This is a genomic window from Streptomyces prunicolor, assembly GCF_045162825.1.
In the GTDB taxonomy this organism is placed as follows: domain Bacteria; phylum Actinomycetota; class Actinomycetes; order Streptomycetales; family Streptomycetaceae; genus Streptomyces; species Streptomyces prunicolor.
The window spans coordinates 3641172-3663898 of sequence record NZ_CP108676.1 but is presented as its reverse complement, the minus strand read 5'-3'; the positions used below and the strand labels follow the sequence as shown (position 1 = coordinate 3663898).

The window sequence follows — 22727 nt, the reverse complement described above, 5'->3', positions numbered from 1 at the left end:
CGGCCCAAACCGGACCGCACCTCCCACGCGTGGGACGATGGAGCCTACGTATCGATCCGACCCGAGACCGCAGACACTGCGGACGCCTCAAGAATCAGGACCCTGCGTGCCCGCGATCCCCAGCCATGTGCCCGAGCCGAGCCGTACCGACCCGGCGTTGATCCGCAATTTCTGCATCATCGCGCACATCGACCACGGCAAGTCCACGCTCGCCGACCGGATGCTCCAGCTGACCGGAGTGGTCGACAGCCGGCAGATGCGTGCTCAGTACCTCGACCGCATGGACATCGAGCGCGAGCGTGGCATCACGATCAAGTCCCAGGCGGTGCGTCTGCCGTGGGCCCCCACGGAGGGGGCCGACAAGGGCAGTACGCACATCCTCAACATGATCGACACCCCGGGACACGTCGACTTCACGTACGAGGTCTCGCGGTCGCTCGCCGCCTGCGAGGGCACCGTGCTGCTCGTGGACGCCGCCCAGGGCATCGAGGCCCAGACCCTCGCCAACCTCTACCTGGCGATGGAGAACGACCTCACGATCATCCCCGTACTGAACAAGATCGACCTGCCGGCCGCGCAGCCCGAGAAGTTCGCGGAGGAGCTGGCCAACCTCGTCGGGTGCGACCCCGACGACGTGCTGCGGGTGTCCGCCAAGACCGGTATCGGTGTCGACGTACTGCTGAACAAGGTGGTCAAGGAGGTCCCGGCGCCGGTCGGGAACGCGGACGCGCCCGCCCGCGCCATGATCTTCGACTCCGTCTACGACTCCTACCGCGGTGTCGTGACGTACATCAGGGTCATCGACGGACAGCTCACCAAGCGCGAGAAGATCCGGATGATGTCCACGAACGCCACGCACGAGCTGCTGGAGATCGGGACGAACTCGCCGGAGATGCTCGGCGCGGACGGGCTCGGGGTCGGCGAGGTCGGCTATCTGATCACCGGTGTGAAGGACGTCCGCCAGTCCAAGGTCGGTGACACGATCACCACCCTGCACAAGGGCGCGACCGAGGCGCTCGGCGGTTACAAGGACCCCAAGCCGATGGTCTTCTCGGGCCTGTATCCGCTGGACGGGTCCGACTACCCGGAGCTGCGCGAGGCCCTCGACAAGCTCCAGCTCAACGACGCCGCGCTCGTCTACGAGCCGGAGACCTCGGCGGCGCTGGGCTTCGGCTTCCGCGTCGGCTTCCTCGGGCTGCTGCACCTGGACGTGATCCGGGAGCGGCTGGAGCGCGAGTTCGGGCTCGACCTCATCGCGACCGCACCGAACGTGGTGTACCGGGTCGAGATGGAGGACGGCAGCGAGCACGTCGTCACCAACCCGAGCGAGTTCCCCGAAGGGAAGATCGACAGGGTCTACGAGCCCGTCGTACGCGCGACGATCCTCGCGCCGTCGGAGTTCATCGGCGCGATCATGGAGCTGTGCCAGACCCGGCGCGGCACCCTGCTCGGCATGGACTACCTCTCCGAGGACCGCGTCGAGATCCGCTACACGCTGCCCCTCGCGGAGATCGTCTTCGACTTCTTCGACCAGCTGAAGTCCAAGACCCGCGGCTACGCCTCGCTCGACTACGAGCCCACCGGCGAGGTGGACTCCAGCCTGGTGAAGGTCGACATCCTGCTGCACGGCGACAAGGTGGACGCCTTCTCGGCGATCACGCACAAGGACGCGGCGTACGCGTACGGCGTGCGGCTGGTCGCCAAGCTGCGGGAGCTGATCCAGCGGCAGGCCTTCGAGATTCCCATCCAGGCCGCCATCGGCTCCCGGGTCATCGCCCGCGAGACCATCCGCGCCATCCGCAAGGACGTCCTCGCCAAGTGCTACGGCGGTGACATCTCCCGTAAGCGGAAGCTGCTGGAGAAGCAGAAGGAGGGCAAGAAGCGGATGAAGATGGTGGGTTCCGTGGAGGTTCCCCAGGAGGCCTTCATCGCGGTGCTGTCCAGCGATGACAACGCCGGCAGCGGCAAGGGCAAGAAGTAGGCGGCGCCGAGCGCGGGAAGTAGCGACCCCGTACACCGAAATTTCGGACGACAGTCAGGCGATTCACCGGGCCCGTTGCGCTTTCGCGTGGCGGGCCCTATGCCTTGGGTCTGCGCGAAGTGGTCATGGCTCTGTTCGAAGTGGCCGTCCACCGCCCCTTACGCACCGGCCGGTCGCGGCTTACTCTGATCACTGCTCGATAGTTACTCGTGAGTTAAACAACAGCCACATGAGCCACCAGCCGCAGTGAGCCAACCGCCTCAGTATTGAGTCGACCGCCGCAGCAACAAGCCAGTAGCCGCACTGTCGCGGGCCCGGAGGATGTCGTGAGCGACACACAGACCCTGATCGAGAACCGTCCGCCGTCCGTGGCGGGCCTCTTCCTGGAGCGCGTGGCGGCCACGCCGGACGCCGAGGCCTACCGCTACCCGGTACCGGCCGCCTCCGGTGAGGGCCCCGACGACTGGAAGTCGCTGACCTGGGCGCAGGCCGCCGAGCGGGTCTACGCCATCGCGGCCGGTCTGATCGAACTGGGCGTGGAGCCCGAGCAGCGTGTCGCCCTCGCCTCCGCCACCCGCGTCGAGTGGATCCTCGCGGACCTGGGCATCCTGTGCGCCGGTGCCGCCACGACCACGGTGTATCCGCAGACCAACGCCGACGAGTCGACGTTCATCCTCGCCGACTCCGACAGCAGGATCCTGATCGCGGAGGACGCGGCGCAGCTCGCCAAGGCGCGGGAGAGGCGCGCCGACCTGCCCGAGCTGACGCATGTCGTGGTCATCGACCCGACCGGCGTGGAGACCGGAGCCGAAGAGGGCGACTGGGTGCTCAGCCTCGCCGAGCTGGAGCAGCGCGGTGCCGCGTACCTGGAGAAGAACCCGGACCTGATCAAGGAGCGGGTCGGGTCCATCACCAAGGACCAGCTCGCGACGATCATCTACACCTCCGGCACCACCGGCCGCCCCAAGGGCGTCCGCCTCCCGCACGACAACTGGTCGTACCTGGCGAAGGCGATCTCGGCGACCGGACTGCTCTTCCCCGAGGACGTGCAGTACCTCTGGCTCCCGCTCGCGCACGTCTTCGGCAAGGTGCTGACCTCGGGCCAGATCGAGGTCGGGCACGTCACCGCAGTCGACGGCCGTGTCGACAAGATCATCGAGAACCTGCCGATCGTGCAGCCGACGTACATGGCGGCCGTCCCGCGCATCTTCGAGAAGGTCTACAACGGCGTCGCCGCCAAGGCACGCGCAGGCGGCGCCTCCAAGTACAAGGTCTTCCAGTGGGCCGCCGAGGTCGCCCGCGAGTACGCCAAGGTCACCCAGGACAACTTCCGCCGCACCGGCACGGCCACCGCGCCCTTCGGTCTCGCCGCGAAGCACAAGGTCGCCGACGCGCTGGTCTACGCGAAGATCCGCGAGGCCTTCGGCGGCAAGCTGCGCGCCTGCGTCTCCGGATCGGCCGCGCTCGCGCCCGACATCGGCTACTTCTTCGCCGGCGCCGGCATCCACATCCTTGAGGGCTACGGCCTGACCGAGTCCTCCGCGGCCTCCTTCGTGAACCCCGGCGAGGCCTATCGCACCGGCACGGTCGGCAAGCCGCTGCCCGGCACGGAGGTGCGCATCGCGGACGACGGCGAGATCCTGCTGCGCGGCCCCGGCATCATGGAGGGCTACCACGGGCTGCCCGAGAAGACCGCCGAAGTCCTGGAGTCCGACGGCTGGTTCCACACCGGCGACATCGGCGAGCTGTCCCCCGACGGCTACCTGCGCATCACGGACCGCAAGAAGGACCTGATCAAAACCTCCGGCGGCAAGTACATCGCGCCTGCCGAGGTCGAGGGCCAGTTCAAGGCCGTCTGCCCGTACGTCTCCAACATCCTGGTCCACGGCGCCGACCGGAACTTCTGCACCGCCCTCATCTCCCTCGACGAACCGTCCATCCTGGAATGGGCCAAGGAGAACGGCCTGGAGGGCAAGTCCTACGCCGAGGTCGTCGCCGCCCCCGTGACGGTCGCCCTGGTCGAGGGCTACGTCAAGGAACTCAACGAGGGTCTCCAGCGCTGGCAGACCATCAAGAAGTTCCGCCTCCTCCCGCGGGACCTCGACGTGGAACACGGCGAGATCACCCCGAGCCTCAAGCTCAAGCGCCCGGTGGTGGAACGGGAGTACAAGCACCTGATCGACGAGATGTACGCGGGCTCGCGCGAGGCGTAACTGTTCGGCGGGGGCCGGGCCCAACTCCCCAGGGGCGCGGGAACTGCGCGCCCAGCCCCCACCGGACGCGCACGGAACAACGCGCCTACTGGGCCGAACTCCGCCGCATGTCTCTCACCAGCTGCCCCAACTCCCGCACCTGGTATCGAAGTTCCTGCACCTCGTCTACCGAACTCGCAGCCATCCGCGCCTCAATCTCCTTGAGCCGCAACGCCAGTTCATCGAACTGCCCCTGCTCACGCGCCAGCATCCGCTCCAACAACTGGTTCTTCCGGTGCAGTTCGAGAAAAACGGTGACCTTCGCCCGCAGCACCCAAGGATCGAACGGCTTGGTCAAGTAGTCGGCGGCACCCGTGGCATAGCCACGAAACGCATACCCCGCGTCCGAGTCCGTGCCGGTCAGGAAGATGATCGGCACGTCCTTGGTCTGGTCGAGCCGTTTGATGTTCGCGGCGGTCTCGAACCCGTCCATGCCCGGCATCCGGATGTCGAGGAGAACCACGGCGAACCGCTGCCGCAACAGCGCCTTCATCGCCTCCTCGCCCGAACGAGCCCGTACCAGCGGCTCGTTGAGGGACCCCAGGACGGCTTCCAGGGCGACCAGGTTGTCCTCCATGTCGTCGACCAGGAGGATGCTGGCGCGCTCGCCGGTCGTTGCCTCAGCGCTCATGATGACCGTGCCTCACTCGGTCGTCGGCGGTACCGCCGACTCACCTGAAGTACCTGAACCTGAAGTACTCGAACCTGAAGTACCTGAACCTGAAGTACCCGGATCCGCCACCGCGATGTCCTCGGACGCGGCCTCGGGATCCAGCAGCGCGCAGACGACGGTCAGCAACTGATCGACATCCACCGGCTTCGGTACGTAGTCATTGGCGCCCCGTGCGATCGACTTCTCCCGGTCGCCCGGCATCGCCTTCGCGGTGAGCGCGACGATGGGCAGACCGGTCCAGCGCGGGGCACGGCGGATGGCGGCGATGGTCTCGTACCCGTCCATCTCCGGCATCATGATGTCCATCAGCACGAGTTCGACGTCGGGATTGCGCTCAAGGGTCTCGATGCCCTCGCGCCCGTTCTCCGCATAGAGCACCGGCATCCCGACCCGGCCCAGCACGTGGGTGAGCGCGAAGACGTTGCGGATGTCGTCGTCCACGATCAACACCCGCCGCCCCGGCAGCACTTGACCCGCCCGCCCGGCCTTCCACGCCTCCAGCTTGGTGGGTGTCGGCCAGGAGTCGTCCACCTCGTGCCCGGTGAACGGCTCGACGGACAACTGCTCGGCGATCGCGGGCAGTTCGCGGTCCTCGGAGGTCCGCCCGGTCGCCGCGTGGCTGGGGCTGACGACGGGGACGTAGAGAGTGAAGGTGGACCCCCGCCCCGGCTCGCTCTCCGCGACGATACGGCCGCCCAACAGGCCCGCGATCTCGCGGCTGATCGACAACCCCAGCCCGGTACCTCCGTACTTGCGGTTGGTCGTGCCGTCGGCCTGTTGGAACGCCTCGAAGATCACCGGGAGTTTCTCCGGGGCGATCCCGATCCCGGTGTCGGAGACGGCGAACACGATGACCTCGTCGCTGGTGTCGGAGTAGCGGTGTTCGGGGTCCTTGACCCGGTTGACGCGGAGTTCGACGCGGCCCGTGGCGGTGAACTTGATGGCGTTGGACAGCAGGTTGCGCAGGATCTGCTGGAGCCGCTGTTCGTCGGACCAGAGTTCGCGCGGTACGTCCTCGCCGACCGACACCTCGAAGGAGAGCCCCCGGTCCAGGGTGAGCGGGCGGAACGTGGCGTGGACGTAGTCGAGGAGTTTGATGAGCGGGAGCCGCTTGGGGCGTACGTCCATGCGGCCGGCCTCGATCTTCGACAGGTCGAGGATGTCGTTGATGAGCTGGAGCAGGTCCGAGCCGGAGCGGTGGATCGTGCTCGCGAACTGCACTTCCTGGTCGGAGAGATGACCGTCCGGGTTGTCGGAGAGCAGCCGGGCCAGGATCAGCAGCGAGTTGAGCGGGGTGCGCAGCTCATGGCTCATGTTCGCCAGGAACTCCGACTTGTACTGCGAGGAGGTCGCCAACAGGGCGGCCTTCTCCTCCAGTTCGGCGTTGGAGCGCTGCAACTCGGCCTGCTGCTTCTGGAGTTCGTCCGAGCGCTCCTGCAACTGCATCGCCAGCCGCTGGGACTCGCCGAGCAGGGACTCCGTGCGGGAGTTGGCGATGATCGTGTTGATCGCGACGCCGATCGTGTTCACGAACTGGTCGAAGAACGCCAGGTGGACGTCGGAGAAGCGGGAGAAGGAGGCCAGTTCGATCACGCCGAGGAGCTTGTCCTCGAAGATGATCGGGATGATGACCACGCTCGCCGGGGAGGCTTCGCCGAGCCCGCTGTTGATCTTGATGTAGTGCGGCGGTGCCTCCTCCACCAGGATCCGCTTCTTCTCCCGCGCCGCCTGCCGCACCAGACCGTGCACCGGCATCCCGCCCGTGTCCACCGTCGCCGCCTGCGCCGACCCGTACCCGGCGATGAACGCGAGTCCCTTGGCGGGAATGGCCGTTCGCAGACTGTCCTCGTCGGGATCGGCCAGGAAGAACGCCCCGTACTGCGCGTTCACCAGCGGGGTCAGCTCGCGCAGGATCAGGTCGGCGACCTCCATCAGGTCCCGGTGCCCCTGCATCAGGGCCGCGAGCCGGGCCAGGTTGGACTCCAGCCAGTCCTTCGCGCGGGTCGTCTCGCGGAGGTTGGCCACCATCAGGTTGATGTTGTCCTTGAGCTCGGTGACCTCGCCCTGGGTCTCCACCGTGATCGAGCGGGACATGTCGCCCTGCGCCACCGCCGAGGCCACCTCGGCGATCGCGCGGACCTGTGTGGTCAGGTTGAGCGCGAGTTCGTTCACGTTCGTCGTCAGGCGCTTCCAGGTGCCGTAGACGCCCTCCACCCGTGCCTGGCCGCCGAGTTGGCCCTCGGAGCCGACCTCGCGGGCGACGCGCGTGACCTCGGAGGAGAAGGAGGAGAGGGTGTCGACCATCGTGTTGATGGTGGTCTTCAGCTCCAGGATCTCGCCGCGCGCGTCCACGTCGATCTTCTTCGACAGGTCGCCCTGCGCCACGGCGGTCGCGACCTGCGCGATGTTCCGGACCTGCGAAGTCAGGTTGTCGGCCATGTAGTTGACGTTGTCGGTCAGGTCGCGCCAGACACCGGAGACGCCCAACACCTGGGCGCGACCGCCGAGTCGGCCATCCGTGCCGACCTCGCGGGCCACCCGGGTCACCTCGTCGGCGAAGGCGCGCAGCTGCTCCACCATGGTGTTGACGGTGTCCTTGAGTTCGAGGATCTCGCCGCGCGCGTCGACGGTGATCTTCTTCGACAGGTCGCCGTTGGCCACGGCGGTGGTGACCTGGGCGATGTTCCGGACCTGCGAAGTCAGGTTCAGGGCCATGAAGTTGACGTTGTCGGTGAGGTCTTTCCAGACGCCGGAGACGCCTCGCACCTGCGCCTGGCCACCGAGGTTGCCCTCGGTGCCGACCTCGCGGGCGACGCGCGTCACTTCGTCCGCGAAGGCCGACAACTGGTCGACCATCGTGTTGATCGTGGACTTCAGCTCCAGGATCTCGCCCTTGGCCTCCACCGTGATCTTCTTGCCGAGGTCGCCCTGTGCGACGGCGGTCGACACGAGGGCGATGTTCCTGACCTGTGAAGTCAGGTTGTCCGCCATGAAGTTGACGTTGTCGGTGAGGTCTTTCCAGACCCCGGAGACACCTCGCACCTGGGCCCGCCCGCCCAGGTTGCCCTCGGTGCCGACCTCGCGGGCCACGCGCGTGACCTCGTCGGCGAAGGCGGAGAGCTGGTCCACCATCGTGTTGATGGTCGACTTCAGTTCGAGGATCTCGCCCTGCGCGTCCACCGTGATCTTCTGCGACAGGTCGCCGTTGGCCACGGCTGTCGTCACCTGGGCGATATTGCGGACCTGCGAAGTCAGGTTCGAGGCCATGAAGTTGACGTTGTCGGTCAGGTCCTTCCAGACCCCGGACACGCCTCGCACCTGCGCCCGCCCGCCCAACTGCCCCTCGGTGCCCACCTCGCGGGCGACGCGCGTCACCTCGTCGGCGAACGCGGACAGCTGGTCGACCATCGTGTTCACGGTGAGCTTCAGTTCGAGCAGCTCACCGGTCGCCTCGACGGTGACCGTACGGGTCAGGTCACCCCGCGCCACCGCCGTCGTCACGAGGGCGATGTCCCGTACCTGCGCGGTCAGCCGGGACGCCATCGTGTTGACCGCCTCGGTCACATCACGCCAACTGCCCGACAGACCCTGCACCTTGGCGCGTCCGCCCAGTCTGCCCTCGGTGCCGACCTCGCGGGCGACCCGGGTCACCTCCCCGGTGAACAGGGAGAGTTGGTCCACCATCTTGTTCACCGCGCGGCCCAGCCGTCGTAGATCACCGCGCAACTGCCTGCTGCCGTCGTGCAGATCGACCCGCTGGGTCAGATCGCCGCCCGCCACCGCGTCCAGGACGCGGGTCGCGTTGGCGGCCGGGGCGACCAGGGCGTCGAGGAGCTGGTTGACGTCGTTGACACGGGAGGTCCAACTGCCCTGGCCGGGGCTGGCCGAGAGGCGTTCGTCGAGGCGGCCGTGGCGGATCAGCTCCCGTTTGACGCGCTGCGTCTCGGAGTTGAAGTGGGTGCTGCGGTCCATGATCTGGTTGAAGGCGGCGGTCAGTTCGGCCACCATGCCGTGGCCCGTCTCCGGCGCCTTCGTGAAGTCGCCGTCGCGGGCGGCCGTCATCACGGCGAGCAGCGGACGGAGATCGGATGCTCGAATCCAGTCGTCTTTGTGACCGTCTTCGAGCACACGCGTAGCACTGTTCTCACTCATGGCGGCCCACTTCGGTAACTCGGCGCTTATGGCCGCGGTCAGTCTGTCACTCTGTCCGCATCGACCGAGGCGTAATCGTCCGAACTGCTCGGGGAGCTGTGCATGGGGGCCATACCGACGCAACGGGAGACCACTTCGCGTCCTCCCGACGCGCCCGCGCACCACCGCGCACACCACGGCGTGGACCCGCGTGCGACGGTGCGCGCCACCCTGTCCGGAAGCCCCCTGGCGCCCGGTTCCGCCCGTGGCCTGGTGCGCTCCGCGCTCCGCGAGTGGGCCGAACTCGGCCTGCCCGGCACCGAGTTCCTCACCGACCGGCTCGCCGACGACGCGATGGTCGTGGTCAGCGAACTCGTCACCAACGCCGTCGTGCACGCGGGCACGGACGTCGAGCTGGTGTGCCGACTGGAGGAGACGGACTCGATCGTCGTCGAGGTCGCCGACCACCACCCCTCCCGCGCCCCGCGCGACAACAGCGCCGAACCGGCGTACGAGACCCCGGAGTTCGGGCGCGGCCTGCGGCTCGTCTCCACGCTCGCCGAGGCCTGGGGCGTCACCTACCGCACCGGCACCAAGACCGTATGGGCCCGGCTGCCCGCCGAAGGCACCCCGGCCGCCGAGGAGTTGGAGACCTACGCCGTGGAGCGCGGCCTCCGCGTCGCCGAGATCCTCGCCCCCGAACCCCAGCGCGCCGAACGCGACCGGGACTGGCTCGGCCGCGGCGCCCTCTCCTTCCTCGCCGAGGCCTCCGACCTCCTCGCCGGTCAGCTCGACGAGGATCTCGTCGCCGCGCTCGCCGGTCAGCTGATCGTGCCGAGACTGGCCGACTGGTGCGCCGTATGGCTGGAGGACGAGGCGATGGGCCGCGGCGGCGGCTGGGGCGAGGGCGCCGGAACCAGCGGCGGACCGCGGCTCGCCCGCGTCTGGCACGGCAGCGAGAACCGCATCGAGGAGCTGCGCCGCGCCCTGGAGAAGGACCCGCCCCGCCCACCGGACTCCCTGCGGCCCGTGACCTACCCCTGGCCCGCCGACGCGCTGGGCCCGCACGGCACCCACGGCGCGGCACTGTCGTACCGCCTGATCGCGGGCGGCCGTCCGCTCGGCACACTCGTCATCGGACGATCCGGGCTGCCGCACTTCCCCGACGAGGTCACCGGCCTGGTCGAGGACCTCAGCCGCCGCGTCGCGCTCGCGATCGGCGCGGCCCGCCAGTACGCCCGCCAGGCCACCATCAGCCGCGTCCTCCAGCGCGGCCTGCTGCCCGGCGCCGTCGCCGAGATCCCCGGCGTGCACAGCGCCCTCGTCTACGAACCGTGCGACAAGGGCGGCCCCAGCGGCGACTTCTACGACCTCTTCCCGGCCAGTGACGGCCGCTGGTGCTTCGCCCTCGGCGACGTCCAGGGCAAGGGCCCCGAGGCCGCCGTGGTGATCGGACTGGCCCGCCCCTGGCTACGGCTCCTCGCCCGCGAGGGCTACGGCGTCGCCGACGTCCTCGACCGCCTCAACCAGCTCCTCCTCGACGACGCCACCGAGGCCGCCGACGCGGCGGCCCACGCCCTCGTGGCAGCGGGCGGCATGCCGGGCCCGGTCGGCGACGGCCCCCGCTTCCTCTCCCTCCTCTACGGCGAGCTGGTCCCCTTCGAGGGCGGCGTCCGCTGCACCCTCGCCTCCGCCGGACACCCGCTGCCCCTGCTTCTCGGCCCGGACGGCAGCGTCGGTACGGCAGCCCGCCCGCAGACCCTCCTCGGGGTCATAGAGGACGTGACGTACACCAGCGAGACCTTCGAACTCCGGCCCGGCGACAGCCTGTTGTGCGTCACGGACGGGGTGACCGAGCGGCGCTCCGGGGCGGTCCAGTTCGACGACGGCGACGGGCTGGCGACCGCGCTCGCCGGGTGCGCGGGGCTGAGCGCCGAGCTGATCGCGGAGCGCATCAAACGCCTGGTGCACGAGTTCGGCGGCTGTCCCCCGGAGGACGACATGGCGCTGCTGGTCCTCCAGGCGGAATAGGCGGAATAGGCGGAGCGGACAGGCGGAGTAGAGAGTCGTGCGGGTGCTGGACAATGGAAGACATGCCTTCCGCACTCCCCGACGGCGATCCCGTCCCCGAAGACGGCTCCCTGCCCGCACAGGCGCTCGCCGGATCGGCCGACCGCCCCCTCGGGTTCTACCTGCACGTCCCGTACTGCGCGACCCGCTGCGGCTACTGCGACTTCAACACCTACACGGCGACCGAGCTGCGCGGCACGGGCGGAGTGCTGGCCTCCCGCGACAACTACGCGGACACCCTGATCGACGAGGTCCGCCTGGCCCGCAAGGTTCTCGGCGACGACCCGCGCCAGGTCCGCACGGTCTTCGTCGGCGGCGGCACTCCCACGCTGCTGGCGGCGGGCGATCTCGTACGGATGCTGGGCGCGATCCGCGACGAGTTCGGCCTGGCACCGGACGCGGAGATCACGACCGAGGCGAACCCGGAGTCGGTGGACCCCGCCTACCTCGTGGCCCTCCGCGACGGCGGCTTCAACCGCGTCTCCTTCGGCATGCAGAGCGCGAAACAGCACGTACTGAAAGTCCTGGACCGCACCCACACCCCCGGCCGCCCCGAGGCCTGCGTAGCCGAGGCCCGCGCGGCCGGCTTCGACCACGTCAACCTCGACCTGATCTACGGCACCCCCGGCGAGACCGACGACGACTGGCGCGCGTCCCTCGACTCCGCCCTCGGCGCGGGCCCCGACCACATCAGCGCGTACGCCCTGATCGTCGAGGAGGGCACCCAGCTCGCCCGCCGCATCCGCCGCGGCGAGGTCCCCATGACGGACGACGACGTCCACGCCGACCGCTACCTCATCGCCGACGAGGTGATGTCGGCGGCGGGCTTCGACTGGTACGAGGTGTCCAACTGGGCAACGTCGAATTCCGGCCGTTGTCTCCACAACGAGCTCTACTGGCGCGGCGCCGACTGGTGGGGCGCGGGCCCCGGAGCGCACTCGCACGTCGGCGGGGTCCGATGGTGGAACGTGAAGCACCCGGGCGCGTACGCGGGGGCGCTGGCGGCCGGCCGCTCACCGGGTGCGGGCCGGGAGATCCTCTCGGCGGAGGACCGCCGGGTGGAACGCATCCTGCTGGAACTACGACTCCGGGAGGGCGCACCGCTGGACCTGCTCCGACCGGAGGGGCTCGCGGCTTCGCGCCGGGCGCTGGGGGACGGGCTGCTGGAGGCGGGGCCGTACGAGGCGGGGAGTGCGGTGCTCACGTTGCGGGGGCGGTTGCTGGCGGACGCGGTGGTGCGGGATCTGGTGGACTGATCGGATCGCCCCCGTCAGCCGCCCTCGGGTGCCGTGACGAAGTCGATCAACTCCTCCACCCGCCCCAGCAGTTCCGGCTCCAGATCCTTGTAAGACCCCACCCTGGCCAGAATCGCCTGCCACACCGCACCGGTGTTTTCCGGCCAACCCAGCGCCCGGCACACGCCCGTCTTCCAGTCCTGACCGTGCGGGACGCGGGGCCACGCGGCGATGCCCACGGAGGACGGTTTCACGGCCTCCCAGATGTCGATGTACGGGTGGCCGACGACCAGCGCGTGCTCACTCGTGACCGACTGGGCGATGCGCCACTCCTTGGTGCCGGGGAGCAGGTGGTCGACCAGGATGCCGAGGCGGGCGTCCGGGCCCGGGGCGAACTCCTCGACAATGGCGGGCAGATCGTCGACGCCCTCCAGGTACTCGACCACCACGCCCTCGATACGCAGGTCGTCGCCCCACACCCGCTCGACGAGTTCGGCGTCGTGCCGGCCCTCCACGTAGATCCGCCCGGCGCGAGCCACACGCGCGCGTGCACCGGGGACGGCGACTGAACCGGACGCCGTACGAGTGGGCCGTAGCGCACTCGGCGACGCCGGCCTGACCAGGGTCACCACGCGGCCCTCCAGGAGGAAGCCGCGCGGCTCCATCGGGAACACCCGGTGCTTGCCGAAGCGGTCCTCCAGGGTGACCGTGCCGGCCTCGCAGCGGATCACCGCGCCGCAGAAACCGGTGCCCGGCTCCTCGACCACCAGGCCCGGCTCCGCGGGGACCTCGGGGGCCGGCTTGGGCTTCTTCCACGGCGGGGTCAGATCGGCGGAGTACTGGCGCATTCGGATGACGATAGGAGAACCGGGGCGACCGTCGTCACGACACGCCGAAACGCGTTGCCAACGCGTCCCGTTGGGCCCGCACGAAGGCCGCGTCCACCACCGCTCCGTGACCGGGGACGTACAGCGCGTCCTCGCCGCCCAGGGAGAGGAGACGGTCGAGGGCGGCGGGCCAGTGGGACGGTACGGCGTCCGGGCCCGCCTGCGGTTCGCCGGACTCCTCGACCAGGTCGCCGCAGAACACGACCGGCGGGGAGCCGGGGACGAGGACCGCGAGGTCGTGGGCCGTGTGTCCGGGGCCGACGTTCGCGAGCAGGACCTGTCGGTCGTCGCCCAGGGGGAGCGTCCACTCGTCCGACACCAGGTGACGCGGGTACGTCAGGGCGGCTACGGCCTCGTCGGCCACGCGCGCGTGGAGGCCGTTCCGGATCGCATCCGTGCGTAGTTCCTCCCGCTCGTCCGTCAGTACCCGCTCCATGCCCGTCGCGCCGTACACCTCCGCGTCCGCGAACTCCGCCGCCCCGAAGACGTGGTCGAAATGGGCGTGGGTGAGCGCGAGATGAGTCACAGCGTGCCCGGCGAGCGCCCGCGCCTCCGTGCGCAACCGTGCGCCCTCCGCCAGGCTCGACCCCGCGTCGATCATCAGCGCCGAGCCCGCCCCCACGACCAGCCCGACCGTGCAGTCCCAGCCAGGCAGCCGGCACCGGCCCACCCCGGCCGCCAGCCGCTCCCACCCCGCCTCTTCCCAAGTCACCGTCATGCAGCGACGCTAGCGGTGACGGCACTCAGGGCGTGACATCGCAGGACCGGCCTTGCCCGGGGTGTACCTCACGGCCGTACACTGGGCCGGGGAACGCTGGCACTCACGCGCACAGAGTGCCAGGAAAGGGCAGCCCGGTATCAAAACGGCGACCAGAACTGGAGGTGTGCGCGATGCTCAGCGAACGCAGGCTTCAGGTGCTGCGCGCCATCGTCCAGGATTACGTCGGCACCGAGGAGCCGGTCGGGTCCAAGGCGCTCACCGAGCGGCACAGCCTCGGCGTCTCCCCGGCGACGGTGCGCAACGACATGGCGGCCCTGGAGGACGAGGGGTACATCGCCCAGCCGCACACCAGCGCCGGGCGCATTCCGACGGACAAGGGCTATCGGCTGTTCGTCGACAAGCTCGCCGGCGTCAAGCCGATGACCGGCCCGGAGCGCAAGGCGATCCAGAACTTCCTCGACGGTGCTGTGGACCTCGACGACGTCGTGGGCCGTACGGTGCGGCTGCTCGCGCAGCTCACCCGGCAGGTCGCCGTCGTGCAGTACCCGTCCCTGACCCGCTCGACCGTCCGCCACGTGGAGCTGCTGTCGCTGGCCCCCGCGCGCGTGATGCTCGTGCTGATCACCGACACCGGGCGGGTCGAGCAGCGCATGGTCGACTGCCCGGCGCCCTTCGGGGAGAGCTCGCTCGCGGATCTACGCGCGCGGCTCAACAGCCGGATCGCGGCCCGCCGCTTCGCGGACGTACCGCTGCTCGTGCAGGACCTGCCGGAGGCCTTCGAGGCCGAGGACCGCGGCACGGTCGCGACGGTGCTCTCCACCCTCCTGGAGACCCTCGTCGAGGAGACCGAGGAGCGGTTGATGATCGGCGGCACCGCCAATCTCACCCGCTTCGGACATGACTTTCCCCTCACCATCCGCCCCATCCTGGAAGCACTGGAGGAGCAGGTCGTCCTCCTCAAGTTGCTTGGTGAGGCGGGGGATTCGGGCATGACCGTACGGATCGGTCACGAGAACGCCTATGAGGGACTCAACTCCACTTCCGTGGTGTCGGTCGGCTACGGTTCGGGCGGCGAGGCAGTCGCCAAGCTCGGCGTGGTCGGACCGACCCGCATGGATTACCCGGGAACGATGGGAGCGGTACGCGCAGTGGCACGGTACGTCGGACAGATCCTGGCGGAGTCCTAAGTGGCCACGGACTACTACGCCGTTCTCGGCGTGCGTCGCGACGCGTCGCAGGATGAGATCAAGAAGGCCTTCCGTAGGCTCGCGCGCGAGCTGCACCCGGACGTGAATCCGGATCCGAAGACCCAGGAGCGGTTCAAGGAGATCAACGCCGCTTACGAGGTGCTCTCGGACCCGCAGAAGAAGCAGGTCTACGACCTCGGCGGCGACCCCCTCTCGCAGGCGGGCGGCGCGGGCGCGGGCTTCGGAGCCGGTGGCTTCGGGAACTTCTCGGACATCATGGACGCGTTCTTCGGTACGGCGTCGCAGCGCGGACCGCGCTCGCGCACCCGCCGCGGCCAGGACGCCATGATCCGGCTGGAGATCGAGCTCGACGAGGCGGCCTTCGGCACCACGAAGGACATCCAGGTCGACACGGCCGTCGTCTGCAACACCTGCAACGGCGAGGGCGCGGCCCCCGGCACCTCCGCGCAGACCTGTGACATGTGTCGCGGTCGCGGTGAGGTCTCGCAGGTGACCCGGTCCTTCCTGGGCCAGGTCATGACCTCCCGCCCCTGCCCCCAGTGCCAGGGCTTCGGCACGGTCGTGCCGACGCCGTGCCCGGAGTGCGCCGGTGACGGCCGCGTCCGCTCGCGGCGCACCCTCACGGTCAAGATCCCGGCGGGTGTGGACAACGGCACGCGGATCCAGCTCGCGGGCGAGGGCGAGGTCGGCCCCGGCGGCGGCCCCGCCGGTGACCTGTACGTCGAGATCCACGAGCTGCCGCACGCGATGTTCCAGCGGCGTGGTGACGACCTGCACTGCACGGTCACCCTCCCGATGACGGCGGCGGCCCTCGGCACGAAGGTGCCGTTGGAGACGCTCGACGGCATGGAGGAGGTCGACATCCGCCCGGGCACCCAGTCCGGCCAGTCGATCCCGCTGCACACCAGAGGCATCACGCATCTGCGCGGCGGCGGCCGGGGCGACCTCATCGTGCACGTCGAGGTCACCACCCCGACCAAGCTGGACGTCGAGCAGGAACGTCTGCTGCGCGAACTGGCGAAGCTGCGCGGCGAGGAGCGGCCCATGGGGACGTTCCAGCCGGGTCAGCAGGGGCTGTTCTCACGCCTCAAGGACGCTTTCAACGGTCGCTGAGAGGGTCCGGGGGCAGCCGCCCCCGGGCCCTCTCTTTGATCCGGCTCCGGTCCGAACGGCCTCGTCCTCCACGGCCGAACCGGCTGAAACCAATGGCATGTGCCAGTGCCAAGGCCGGATTCGGACTTGTTCGGAGGACGTGACAACATGCCGTCATGTCCTCCGCACTGACCGATCTCTTCCCTCATCCGATCGTGCAGGCCCCGATGGCGGGCGGTGTCTCCGTCCCGCGTCTCGCGGCCGCCGTGTCCGAGGCCGGCGGGCTGGGATTCCTCGCCGCCGGGTACAAAACGGCCGACGGCATGTACCAGGAGATCAAGCAGCTGCGGAGTCTGACGACCCGCCCCTTCGGCGTGAACCTGTTCATGCCGCAGCCGGAGTACCCCGGTGCAAGCACCGGCTCCACTGGAGCGGCTGTCGCCGCGCCGCCTTATCGGGCCGCCGTCGACGTCTACGCCCACCAGCTGGCCGGCGAGGCCACGTGGTACGAGACGGAACTCGGCGACCCGGACAGCGGCCGCGAGGACGGCTACGACGCCAAGCTGTCCGTCCTGCTCGACAACCCGGTGAAGGTCGCCTCCTTCCACTTCGGCATCCCCACCCCGGAGGTGCTGGACTCGCTGCGCCGGGCCGGCACCTTCACCCTCGTCACCGTCACCACCGTCGAGGAGGCCCTCGCCGTGGAGCGGGCCGGTGCCGACGCGGTGATCGCGCAGGGCGTCGAGGCCGGCGGCCACCAGGGCACCCACCGCGACCTCCCGGAGAACGACGGGGCCGGCCTCGGCCTGCTCTCCCTCGTCGCCCAGATCCGCGAGACCGTGAACCTCCCGATCGTCGCCGCCGGCGGTCTGATGCGCGGCAGCCAGATCGCCGCGGCCCTCGCGGCCGGCGCGAGCGCGGCCCAGCTCGGCACGGCGTTCGTGGCCGCGCCGGAGTCCGGCGCCCACGCGCTGCACAAGCAGGCGCTCACCAACCCCCTGTTCACGCGTACCGAGTTGACCCGCGCCTTCTCCGGCCGCCCGGCCCGCGGCCTGGTCAACCGCTTCATGCGCGAGCACGGCCCCTACGCCCCCGCCGCGTACCCCGAGATCCACCACCTGACCTCCCCGCTCCGCAAGAAGGCCGCCGCGTCCGGCGACCCGCAGGGCATGGCGCTGTGGGCGGGCCAGGGCCACCGCATGGCCCGCGAGCTGCCCGCCGGCCAGCTGGTCGAGGTCCTGGTCGCCGAACTGGCCTCCGCCCGGACAGCGTTGTCGACCGGTGGCGGCCTGCGATGACCGCGCCGGTGTTCATCCTCGACCCCCTGAAGATCCCGGATTTCAGCGGCGGTGAGATCGTCCTCGACGGCCCCGAAGGGCGGCACGCGGTTTCCGTGCGGCGGATGCGGGCCGGTGAGGACGTCGTCCTCACCGACGGACGCGGCCGGTGGATGGAAGGCGTCGTCAAAGCGGCCGAAGGCAAGGACCGGCTCGTCGTCATGGACCTGGAGTCGGTCAGTGAGGAGCCCGCGCCGCAGCCCCGCATCACCGTCGTCCAGGCCCTCCCCAAGGGCGACCGCGGCGAGCTGGCCGTGGAGACGATGACCGAGACCGGCGTCGACGCGATCGTCCCGTGGACGGCCGCCCGTTGCATCACGCAGTGGAAGGGCGACCGGGGTCTCAAGGCCCTCGCGAAGTGGCGGGCCACCGCACGCGAGGCCGGCAAGCAGTCCCGCCGGCTGCGCTTCCCGGAGGTCGCGGACGCGGCAACGAGCAAACAGGTTGCGGCGCTTCTGGCCAAAGCCGACTTCGCCGCCGTCCTCCACGAGGACCGCGACTACGGCAGCGAGCCGCTGGCCACCGCCGAACTCCCCACCGAGGGCGAGATCGTGCTGGTCGTGGGCCCCGAAGGAGGCGTCTCCCCCGAGGAGTTGGCGCTCTTCGAGGACGCGAGGGCGAAGGCCTACCGCCTCGGGCGTAGCGTGCTGCGTACATCGACGGCCGGGACCGCGGCGACCGCCCTGCTCCTGGGCCGTACCGGACGCTGGTCCTGAACCAGGGGGGATCGCCGTGGAACTCGCCCAAGTACGGCTGCTCGTCACCGACTTCGCCGCCTGCTACCGCTTCTACGCCGAGGTCCTCGGCCTGAAGCCCCAGTCGGGGGCGGTCGAGGGACCGTACGAGAAGTTCTCCCCCTCCCTCGGGTCGGCCGGGATCGCGCTCCAGGACCGGGCGATGATGGCCCAAGTCCTGGGCGAGCTGGGGGACTTGGCGACCGGGCACCGTTCGCTCGTGGTGCTGCGGGTGGACGACCTGGACGGGTACTGCGAGCAGATCACCGCGCGGGGCGCGGAGTTGGTGCACGGGCCCGCGCCGATGACGGACCGGATGCGGGTCGCCCATCTCAAGGATCCCGAGGGCAATGTGGTGGAGCTTCAGGAGTGGTTGCTGCTCCAGGGCTGACGGATCGTGCGCCGGTGGCCGCGCCCCCGGCGCACGGGTGGCCGTATGCGCTCTTCCGCGTGCGCTCCGACGGTGGCAGGCTGCCGTCCATGGGGGCGTTGAGACGGAACTGGCGTCGGCCGCGCGGTCGGCGGGTGGCCGCTGTGGCGGGGCTCGCGGTGGTGACCGTGGGCGGAGTCGTCGCGTGCCAGCCCGGTGATCTCAGCGCGGCGACCGTCGCGTACACCACCGACAAGACGGCGACCGCGGAGCTCAAGCGGGACCATGTGAGCGTGCGCTGGCTGACCTGCACGGGCAACTACGGCAGCAACAACAAGGCCTCCACGTCCGGGAGTTCGCCCTCGCCGACCGAGACCACCGTCGTCAGCGTCGACTGCCAGGGGCAGACGAACGACAACCGGGACATCACCGTCACCGGCAAGGTCACCCGGGCCGTCGACGGCGCGTGCGTGCGCGGCGACCTGGTCGGCAAGGTCGCCGGCAAGCAGGTGTTCCACGTGACCGGGCTCGGCGACTGCAACGCGGCGACACCGTCGTCCGTGTCCAATCCGAACCCGAGTCTCACCTACGGCCCGGGGCCGACCGTCACCGTCACGGTCACCAAGACGATGTGGTGCAAGGGCGACCCGACCTGCTGGCCCGTCGAAGGCAAGTGACCGGCGGCCCACGGAGGGCGCTGTCGGGAGCAAGTGATCCAAACCGCTGTCGTCGCAGGCCGTAGCTGCATACGCTGATCAGGTGACTCAGCCCTCAGCGTCCGCAGCCCAGGCCTATCTCCGCTTCCCGCATCTGCACGGCGAGTTGGTCGCCTTCACCGCCGAGGACGATGTGTGGCTGGCGTCCCTCGACGGCGGCGGCCGGGCCTGGCGGGTCAGCGCGGAGAACGTGCCGGTGACCCACCCGCGCATCTCGCCCGACGGCACCACCGTCGCCTGGACCTCCACCCGCGACGGCGCCCCCGAGGTGCATATCGCCCCGGTCGACGGCGGCCCCGCCAAACGCCTGACGTACTGGGGCAGTTCACGCACCCAGGTGCGAGGCTGGACGGCGGACGGCCAGGTCCTCGCGCTCAGCACCCACGGCCAGGCCAACCTCCGCCGCAGCTGGGCCCGTTCGGTCCCGCTGGACGGCGGACCGGCGACGATCCTCCCGTACGGCTGGGTCGGCGACGTCGCCCGCGGTGAGACGGCCACGGTCCTCCTCTCCGCCCCCATGGGCCGCGAGGCGGCCTGGTGGAAGCGCTACCGGGGCGGCACGGCGGGCAAGTTGTGGATCGACCGCGAGGGCGACGGCGAATTCACGCGGCTGCACGAGGAGTTGGACGGCAACATCGAGTACCCGGTGTGGGTGGGGGAGCGGATCGCGTTCCTCTCCGACCACGAGGGCACCGGCGCGCTCTACTCCTCCCTCGCGGACGGCTCCGACCTCCGCCGCCACACCCCCCTCGACGGCTTCTACGCCCGGCACGCGTCCGGTGACGGCACCCGGATCATCTACTCCTCCGCCGGTGAACTCTGGCTCCTGGACGACCTGGACGGCGCCGAACCGCGCCGCCTCGACCTCCGGCTCGGCGGCCAGCGCACCGACCAGCAGCCCTTCCCGGTGGCCGCCGCCCGCTGGTTCGGCTCCGCATCGCCCGACCACACCGCGCGCGGCAGCGCGGTCGCCGTACGCGGCGCCGTCCACTGGGTCACCCACCGCTCCGGCCCGGCCCGTGCCCTCGCGGCCACCCCTGGTGTCCGCGCCCGACTGCCCCGCACCTTCCGCGCCGACGGCGAGGAGTGGGTGGTGTGGGTGACGGACGCCGAGGGCGACGACGCCCTGGAGTTCGCCCCCGCCACCGGCCTCGCCCCCGGCGCGACCCCGCGCAGACTCGCCGCCGGACAGCTCGGCCGCGTCCTCGCCCTCACCGTGGCCCCCGACGGCAGCCGGGTCGCCGTAGGCTCGCACGACGGACGTGTCCTCCTCGTCGAGCGCGAGACCGGCGAGGTCCGCGAGGTGGACCGCAGCGAGAACGGCGACGCGACCGGCCTCGCCTTCTCCCCGGACTCGGCCTGGCTCGCCTGGTCGCACCCGGGCCCGCGCCCCCTCCGCCAGCTCAAACTCGCCAACACCACCGACCTGTCGGTCACCGAGGCGACCCCGCTCCGCTTCCAGGACTACGCCCCCGCCTTCACCCTCGACGGCAAGCACCTGGCCTTCCTCTCCACCCGCTCCTTCGACCCGGTCTACGACGAGTACGTCTTCGACCTGGCCTTCGTGGTCGGCGACCGCCCGCACCTGATCACCCTCGCCGCGACGACCCCGTCCCCGTTCGGACCGCAGCGCCACGGCCGCCCCTTCGAGGCCCCGGACAAGGACGAGACCCCCGACAGCGAGGGCCGCCCCACCACCCGTGTCGACCTCGAAGGCCTGGCCGACCGCATCGTCGCGTTCCCGGTGGAGGCAGGCCGCTACTCCAACCTGCGAGCGGCCAAGGACGGAGTGCTCTGGCTGCGCCACCCGGTCCAGGGAGTCCTCGGCGCCACCCGCGCGACCCCCGAAGACCCGGACCCCAAAACGGAGTTGGAGCGCTACGACCTCGCCCAACAGCGCATCGAGCACCTTGCCGGAGACGCCGACCACTTCGAGGTCAGCGGCGACGGCAAGCGCGTCCTGCTCTGGACGGACCACAAACTCCGGGTCGTCCCGAGCGACCGCCGCGCTTCCGGCTCGGACGACGACGACAGCGACTCGAACATCAACGTCGACCTGTCCCGCATCCGCCAGACCGTCGACCCGGCCGCCGAGTGGCGCCAGATGTTCGACGAGACCGGCCGCATCATGCGCGACAACTTCTGGCGCCCCGACATGAGCGGCGTCGACTGGACCGGCGTCCTCGACCGCTACCGCCCGATCCTCGACCGCGTGGCCACCCACGACGACCTCGTCGACCTCCTCTGGGAGGTGCACGGCGAACTGGGCACCTCGCACGCCTACGTCACCCCGCGCGGCGGCCACGGCCACGGCGAACGCCAGGGCCTGCTCGGCGCCGACATCTCCCGTCACGAGGACGGCAGTTGGCGCATCGACCGCATCCTGCCCTCGGAGACCTCCGACCCGAACGCCCGCGCCCCCCTCGCCGCCCCCGGTGTCGCTGTCCGCGCGGGCGACGCGATCCTCGCGGTGGCCGGCCAACCCGTGGACCCGGTGACGGGACCGGCCCCTCTCCTCGTCGGCACGGCGGGTAAGCCCATCGAGCTGACGATCTCCCCGGCAGGCGGCGGCGACCCACGCCACACGGTGGTCGTCCCCCTGGCGGACGAGGAACCCCTCTACTACCACGCATGGGTGGCCGACCGCCGCGCCTACGTCCACGAGAAGTCCGGCGGCCGCCTCGGCTACCTCCACGTCCCCGACATGCAGGCCCCCGGCTGGGCCCAGATCCACCGCGACCTACGCGTGGAGGTGGCCCGCGAGGGCCTGGTCGTCGACGTCCGCGAAAACCGCGGCGGCCACACCTCCCAGCTGGTCGTCGAGAAGTTGGCTCGGAGGATCGTCGGCTGGGACCTCCCCCGAGGCATGCGCCCGTACAGCTACCCCGAGGACGCCCCGCGCGGCCCCGTAGTGGCCGTGGCCAACGAGTTCTCCGGCTCGGACGGCGACATCGTCAACGCGGCGATCAAGGCGCTGGGGATCGGCCCGGTGGTCGGCACGCGCACGTGGGGCGGTGTCATCGGCATCGACAGCAGGTACCGGTTGGTGGACGGCACGCTGATCACCCAGCCCAAGTACGCGTTCTGGCTTGAGGGTTACGGGTGGGGGGTGGAGAACCACGGGGTGGATCCGGATGTGGAGGTGGTGCAACGCCCACAGGATTACGCGGCGGGGAGGGACACCCAACTGGACGAGGCAATCCGCTTGGCGTTGGCGGCATTGGAGACCGAGCCGGCTAAAACTCCGCCAGTCTTGCCCACCTAGGGGCGCGGGGAACGGCGCGACCAGCCCCCACGCACCCGCACTCAACGACGATACG

General features: G+C 70.1%; 15 protein-coding genes. 11 read left to right on the top strand and 4 right to left on the bottom strand.

The window, feature by feature from the left end; genetic code table 11:
• Positions 1-106 precede the first annotated feature (106 nt).
• Both lepA and OG588_RS16390 read left to right on the top strand, forming a co-directional pair.
• Positions 107-1981 (top strand): translation elongation factor 4, encoded by a 1875-nt coding sequence (lepA, locus tag OG588_RS16395; RefSeq protein ID WP_405947950.1) that lies wholly within the window; start codon positions 107-109, stop codon positions 1979-1981.
• Positions 1982-2307: 326 nt separating this feature from the next.
• Positions 2308-4194, top strand: a complete 1887-nt coding sequence (locus OG588_RS16390; RefSeq protein WP_405947949.1) for an AMP-dependent synthetase/ligase — start codon at positions 2308-2310, stop codon at positions 4192-4194.
• A gap of 85 nt (positions 4195-4279) precedes the next feature.
• Here OG588_RS16390 and OG588_RS16385 read toward each other — a convergent pair whose 3' ends face one another.
• Together OG588_RS16385 and OG588_RS16380 are read right to left on the bottom strand one after the other, a co-directional pair.
• Positions 4280-4864 carry a two-component system response regulator gene (locus OG588_RS16385; RefSeq protein ID WP_405947948.1) on the bottom strand — a complete coding sequence of 195 codons (585 nt, stop codon included), beginning with the start codon at positions 4862-4864 and terminating at the stop codon, positions 4280-4282.
• Positions 4865-4876: 12 nt separating this feature from the next.
• Positions 4877-9058 (bottom strand): HAMP domain-containing protein, encoded by a 4182-nt coding sequence (locus OG588_RS16380; RefSeq protein WP_405947947.1) that lies wholly within the window; start codon positions 9056-9058, stop codon positions 4877-4879.
• 102 nt (positions 9059-9160) lie between these two features.
• Between OG588_RS16380 and OG588_RS16375 the strand changes: the two genes are divergently transcribed.
• Together OG588_RS16375 and hemW are read left to right on the top strand one after the other, a co-directional pair.
• A complete protein-coding gene (locus OG588_RS16375) occupies positions 9161-11068 on the top strand; it encodes a SpoIIE family protein phosphatase (protein ID WP_405947946.1) in 1908 nt (635 codons plus the stop codon).
• 62 nt (positions 11069-11130) lie between these two features.
• On the top strand, positions 11131-12363 hold the full coding sequence (hemW, locus tag OG588_RS16370) for a radical SAM family heme chaperone HemW (protein ID WP_405947945.1): 1233 nt from the start codon (positions 11131-11133) through the stop codon (positions 12361-12363).
• 14 nt (positions 12364-12377) lie between these two features.
• Here the strand turns inward: hemW and OG588_RS16365 are convergent, their stop codons facing one another.
• Positions 12378-13190, bottom strand: a complete 813-nt coding sequence (locus OG588_RS16365; protein ID WP_405947944.1) for a DUF3097 domain-containing protein — start codon at positions 13188-13190, stop codon at positions 12378-12380.
• A 34-nt stretch (positions 13191-13224) separates the two neighbouring features.
• Entirely contained in the window at positions 13225-13947 is a 723-nt protein-coding gene (locus tag OG588_RS16360) for an MBL fold metallo-hydrolase (protein WP_405947943.1), read from the bottom strand.
• 173 nt (positions 13948-14120) lie between these two features.
• Here OG588_RS16360 and hrcA point away from each other — a divergent pair, with 173 nt between their 5' ends.
• The 7 genes from hrcA (at position 14121) to OG588_RS16325 (ending at position 22672) form a co-directional block, all read left to right on the top strand.
• Positions 14121-15137, top strand: a complete 1017-nt coding sequence (gene hrcA / locus OG588_RS16355) for a heat-inducible transcriptional repressor HrcA (RefSeq protein WP_327404159.1) — start codon at positions 14121-14123, stop codon at positions 15135-15137.
• The gene (gene dnaJ / locus OG588_RS16350) at positions 15138-16271 is read left to right on the top strand and encodes a molecular chaperone DnaJ (RefSeq protein ID WP_033285943.1); all 1134 of its coding nucleotides are present in this window, start codon (positions 15138-15140) and stop codon (positions 16269-16271) included. It abuts the gene before it with no gap.
• 155 nt (positions 16272-16426) lie between these two features.
• Complete coding sequence (locus tag OG588_RS16345; protein WP_405947942.1) at positions 16427-17548, top strand: nitronate monooxygenase; 1122 nt, start codon at positions 16427-16429, stop codon at positions 17546-17548.
• Entirely contained in the window at positions 17545-18303 is a 759-nt protein-coding gene (locus OG588_RS16340; protein WP_405947941.1) for a 16S rRNA (uracil(1498)-N(3))-methyltransferase, read from the top strand. Before OG588_RS16345 ends, OG588_RS16340 begins: the two co-directional genes overlap by 4 nt.
• Positions 18304-18319: 16 nt before the next feature.
• The gene (locus OG588_RS16335; protein WP_405947940.1) at positions 18320-18712 is read left to right on the top strand and encodes a VOC family protein; all 393 of its coding nucleotides are present in this window, start codon (positions 18320-18322) and stop codon (positions 18710-18712) included.
• Between the two features lie 143 nt (positions 18713-18855).
• Positions 18856-19368: a hypothetical protein gene (locus OG588_RS16330; RefSeq protein ID WP_266867320.1), complete on the top strand. Its 513-nt coding sequence runs from the start codon at positions 18856-18858 to the stop codon at positions 19366-19368.
• Between the two features lie 82 nt (positions 19369-19450).
• On the top strand, positions 19451-22672 hold the full coding sequence (locus tag OG588_RS16325) for a S41 family peptidase (RefSeq protein WP_405947939.1): 3222 nt from the start codon (positions 19451-19453) through the stop codon (positions 22670-22672).
• Positions 22673-22727: the final 55 nt, after the last annotated feature.